General features: G+C 62.4%; 5 protein-coding genes and 1 pseudogene. 4 read left to right on the top strand and 2 right to left on the bottom strand.

The features are described from left to right. On the top strand, positions 1–1,104 hold a 1,104-nt coding region (locus tag AC2VOU_RS12485; RefSeq protein ID WP_486957664.1), incomplete at its 5' end, for a PEP-utilizing enzyme. Between the two features lie 105 nt (positions 1,105–1,209). On the opposite strand, the gene AC2VOU_RS12480 is transcribed toward AC2VOU_RS12485, so the two are convergent. After that, complete coding sequence (locus AC2VOU_RS12480; RefSeq protein ID WP_486957663.1) at positions 1,210–2,124, bottom strand: DMT family transporter; 915 nt, start codon at positions 2,122–2,124, stop codon at positions 1,210–1,212. Between the two features lie 311 nt (positions 2,125–2,435). Between AC2VOU_RS12480 and AC2VOU_RS12475 the strand changes: the two genes are divergently transcribed. Beyond that, on the top strand, positions 2,436–2,630 hold the full coding sequence (locus AC2VOU_RS12475) for a ferredoxin (RefSeq protein WP_486957662.1): 195 nt from the start codon (positions 2,436–2,438) through the stop codon (positions 2,628–2,630). A 97-nt stretch (positions 2,631–2,727) separates the two neighbouring features. Here the strand turns inward: AC2VOU_RS12475 and AC2VOU_RS12470 are convergent, their stop codons facing one another. Next, positions 2,728–3,117: a DUF732 domain-containing protein gene (locus AC2VOU_RS12470; RefSeq protein ID WP_486957661.1), complete on the bottom strand. Its 390-nt coding sequence runs from the start codon at positions 3,115–3,117 to the stop codon at positions 2,728–2,730. A gap of 483 nt (positions 3,118–3,600) precedes the next feature. On the opposite strand from AC2VOU_RS12470, the pseudogene AC2VOU_RS12465 reads away from it, so the two are divergent. Together AC2VOU_RS12465 and AC2VOU_RS12460 are read left to right on the top strand one after the other, a co-directional pair. Continuing rightward, positions 3,601–3,898: pseudogene (locus AC2VOU_RS12465) on the top strand (nitronate monooxygenase); the annotation flags it as partial. 199 nt (positions 3,899–4,097) lie between these two features. Then, a partial coding sequence (locus AC2VOU_RS12460) for a DUF732 domain-containing protein (protein WP_486957660.1) occupies positions 4,098–4,457 on the top strand: 360 nt, incomplete at its 3' end.

The raw sequence follows: 4,457 nt of genomic DNA, 5'->3' as shown, positions 1-4,457 counted from the left end.
TTAGTCAGTGGTCTTCTGAGCGGGATAGACGGGATCGATTCTGTCGAGCCGACTCGCCGTTTGATTAGACTAGCGAGGCTGGCCGGCGAGGAACCTAAACTTGCTGAATTGATTCGCGCCGAGACAAATCCAGCGCTCCTGGAAACAGTGCGATCGAGTTTTCCGTCCTTCGCCACGAGTGTGGACGAATATGTGAGTTTATACGGTGACCGGTGTATGGGCGAGCTGAAGCTGGAGACCGTCTCGCTCCGTGAGGATTCCTCGTTTCTGTTCGACATACTGCGGAACTATCTGGACTCACCGGAGGTCGAATCGGTCGTGCCTGCAAGTATCGAACCGGACCAATTCAACGAAGCTCGGGATCGAGTCCGCGCCGCGCTTTCGCACCGTAGCGTGAAAGCGTTCGAAAAGTCCGTGCGGCAGGCCCGCCACGCTGTCAAGGTACGAGAAAACCTGCGGCTCGACCGCTCCCGGATGTACGGCCTGTACCGGAGCATCTTCAGAGCATTGGGGGACAGGCTGTCCAAAAGCGGCGTGTTGACGGCGACTGACGACATCTTTTACCTGACCGTGGAAGAATTGTGGGACTATCATCTCGGTAAGAGTGTCACCACAAATCTGACCGAACTTGTCGCACTGCGGCGGCACGAATTTGCTGAATACGAGAAATCCTATGTGCCACACCGGATTATGACCCGGGGCTCGCCTTATCCGCCAGGTAAGTGGCATGAGAATCAGGTCGACAAAGACATTTCCTACGTCGAAATACTCAAGGGCATCGGATGTTATCCAGGAGTTGTCGAGGCACCAGCTCGCGTGGTACGAAATCCTGAGTCTGTCGCCGGTTTGAATGGCTGCATTCTCGTCGCGAACCGTACCGACCCGGGCTGGGCCCCCCTCTTCCCGTCCATTCGCGGGCTATTGATAGAGCGTGGTAACACGCTTTCGCATTCGGCGGTCATCGCGCGCGAACTCCAAATTCCAACGATAGTTGCTATCCCCTCGCTGCTGCGGATCATCGAAGACGGCGAACCGTTGATGATGGATGGCCAATCGGGCACCGTCTGGCGAATTCGGCCACGAGGACAGGATGACGTTGTCTAGCTAATTCTTGGGCTTGAGGTCTGATTCCACCGCGGCTCCGGCCAGTTCGGGGATCAACACCGGCGCGGATGGAATGATCACGATGGTGCCCAACACTCGGTCAAACTAGCGTTTCGACGGCTTCGGCGATTGCGCGACGACTTCCGACCGCCGCCCATCGATCGCCGCCACGTCGGCGGCTTCTCCCCTGCTCAGCGCCACCGTCGACACGATCATAACGGCTAGCGCCGCCACCAGGACGACAATCTCGGCGCTCTCGACGCGCAGGTGCTCGGAGAGCACGGTGACGGCCAAGATCCATCCCACCACCGGTTTGGACAACGTCATGGTCGGCAGCGAGGCCGTCAGCGCGCCAGCGCGAAAAGATGCCTGTTGAAACACCATGCTGGCCAGCGCGACACCGACCAAGGCATACAGCTCGGGTGCACGCAGCAGCGCTCCGAAGCCTCCGCGGGCCGCATCGAGAGCACCCTTGGTCAGCACCGCGAACAACCCCGACGACGAACCCGCCACTACTGCCAGTAGCATTGCGGCGACGGCACCAGGCCAAATTCGGGCGCCCAGCACGCACAACACCAGTGTCGGGCCCATGACCAGGGCCGCCACCACCCACGTTTCCAGCGGGGCGCGTTGCTGGTCCGACGTCGGATGGCCGACCACGATAACGACAGCCACCGCCGCAGCCAGCGACGCGGCCCAGAACCATTCTCGAGCGGTCACCCGGTGATGCGTGATTCGCGCGTTGATCGGTAAGGCGAAGAGCAGCTTCGTCACCTGCAGCGCGGTCACCAACATCACCGACCCCAGGCTCAGCGCCGCCACCTGCAGAGCACGATTGGTCACGGCGGCCGCGCCGCCGAGCCACCATCGGGGATCCCGCAATGACAGGCGGAACAACTCCCACGCGCCGACCGGTCGATCGACGATCTCATGCGCGGAACGTTGACGGATGACCGATCCGAGCGCCGATATCAGCGCGGCGCTCAACGCAAGCACTATGGCGATATTTTCTTTCGTCATCCGTCGGCTCCTCGCGGATTCTCGGCAGATTGTTCGATGGACACGCTACTGGTTTGCGGTGCGGCTAACCTTTCGACGGCACCTTCTTGGTGTCGGCCGTGGGTGTCGGCCCTGCAGTGCCTGGCGCCGGCCGCGAGCGTCGCCGCCTCGCCTCCGGGCCAGAGCAATCGTTGCGGTGATCACCACCGGGGCCGCAATCAGCGCCAACAGCGCGAGTCTGTGGGCGTCCAGCGACTCATCGAGCACTGTTGCTCTTGGTGTTTCACGGCCTTCTACAATCGTCGAGTGTCCGGTCCTAGAAGAGCAACCCGATGAAGGTTCGTCTCGAACAGTCGAGATGTGTGGGGCATGCACAGTGCTACGCAGTCGATCCGCGGCTTTTTCCCATCGACGACTCCGGCTACTCGATCCTGCAGGAGCACGACGTCCGGCCCGAGGACGCAGCGCTGACGCGCGACGGGGTGGCGTCCTGTCCGGAGATAGCTCTCATCCTGGACGAAGACTGACGCCGATCTGCTGTGACGCCAAGCCCGTTGGCGCCCAATGAGGCCAAGAGGGCTCATCGCGCCGACCGCCTGGTATGCCATCAGGCACGTGGCGGTTTCAGGACGCGATGGCAGCGATCTTGCCCTGATCGTTCGGACAGTAGGCATCCACCGACGCGGTGATGAATCTGTCGATGGTACGCGTGAAGCGGTCTTGGGGTACGTAGCGGTCAGCTGGGTACTCCCTAAATGACCTGGCCCTCATCTGGTCCACCACGGAACCAGCAGGGGTGCCGGCATCGAGTTGGCCGCACACTCGATGGGCCAAGACAATGAGGCTTGCCGCGTTGGTGGTGGCTGGGATGTCCTTGTGGTCAAGCAGCGCCAGGAACTGCGAATCCTGGTTTGGGTCGGCCGCCGCTGCGCCGACGGACCACATCGTGGCGATAGACGTCACGATGGCGGCGATAACCAGGCCTGCGGCCCGGTTGCTGATGCTGGTGGACATAGCAGAGACTCCGCTCTCTCACCGGTGAGGGGCCGGGTCAACGCCCAACGACGCCGAAGGCCCTCGAACCTGGGGAATTACGTGACCGCTGACAGCCAATTTACGGTTAACGAAAAATGTACTGAACATGAACACTAGGTATACTACCCCTACGTGCTGGATTGCGGTGTCGTCGCGGCGTTGAGGAGATCCGATGGAACTTACGTCGCGCATTCCCATGGTTGAGTCGCCGACGGTGGTCGTGAACTGGGTGCCAACGCTCGCCGTGTGCGCGGCGGTGACAGCGGGGGTGATAGTCGCCGGTAGCGTGGCGAGGCCGTTACAGCCGCGCGTGCAGGTGCTTTCCGACGGGCCCGTGCCGGCCCATTCCGCGCCGGGATCCCAGGCGGCGACGAGCGGGGCTGTCGCGTGTCCGGGTGGCTCCCCTGACTCGAAAAGCCCTCTGCCGCAGCCATCGTCGGAGTGTGACTGGCCCCCTACGGGGCCGGCACCGATGCCGCCTACCGGGCCGCCCTGCGAAACCCCCAATTCGTCAGTACGAGCATGACCCCGGCGCTCTCGGGCCGCTATGCGCCCGCCCTGGAAAACGACTTCACCCGGCTACTCGACGACGTCGCGCCACTCGGATATCCCCGAGATCCACCACATGCCGGCGCCGATTCGACAAGCCGCGGTCGCCGCCGATGACCCGCACGGGACGAACCTGTGGGCGGGCACAGCCTTCGCTGCCGCTCGTGTGCGTCCGGCGGCGGACATCGTCGCCGCGCTGGGCGCGGTGTAGCGCCAGGAGCCGGACGCTCGTGTTGACCACCTTGCGAAAAAGCAAACATTGGATGGACAAAGGATTTCTTGAGACAAACAGTTGCGGAAGCCCCGACGAACCTTGTCCCTCGGGGCTGTACCCGTTCCCTGACAGCATTTAACGTCCTGGTAGACCACTAGAACGGGCGATCTGCTGCGCCTCATGGACAGCGACTTCGGTGCCGTGGTCGGCCTGCATGTGGCGGACGAGGAGATACAAGATGGCGAACGTGAAATCGTGTTTGATCGCGAAGCTGATCGTGGTCGGCGCGGGCGCGGCAACCGCGCTCGGCATGGCCGCGCCGGTATTCGCCGATCCAACCACCACCGACGTGGCTGTCTCAAATGCGACAGACGAGACGTTCTTGCAGTCCATTGGCCGGCTCGGCATCGATCAGCCAAGCGGTCCTGAGGCGGTCAGCACCGCCAAAGCCGCCTGTGCTCAGATCGCCAGCGGTCAGCCCACCCGCGCTGCTGTGGATTCGGTACGGGGCACCTATCCCAACCTGACCGTGTTGAAGGCCGCGCACTTCGTTGCG

Source organism: Mycobacterium sp. TH-M25, from assembly GCF_057473665.1.
Note: the sequence above shows the minus strand (reverse complement) of the source record. Positions and strands in the feature narration are given on the sequence as shown.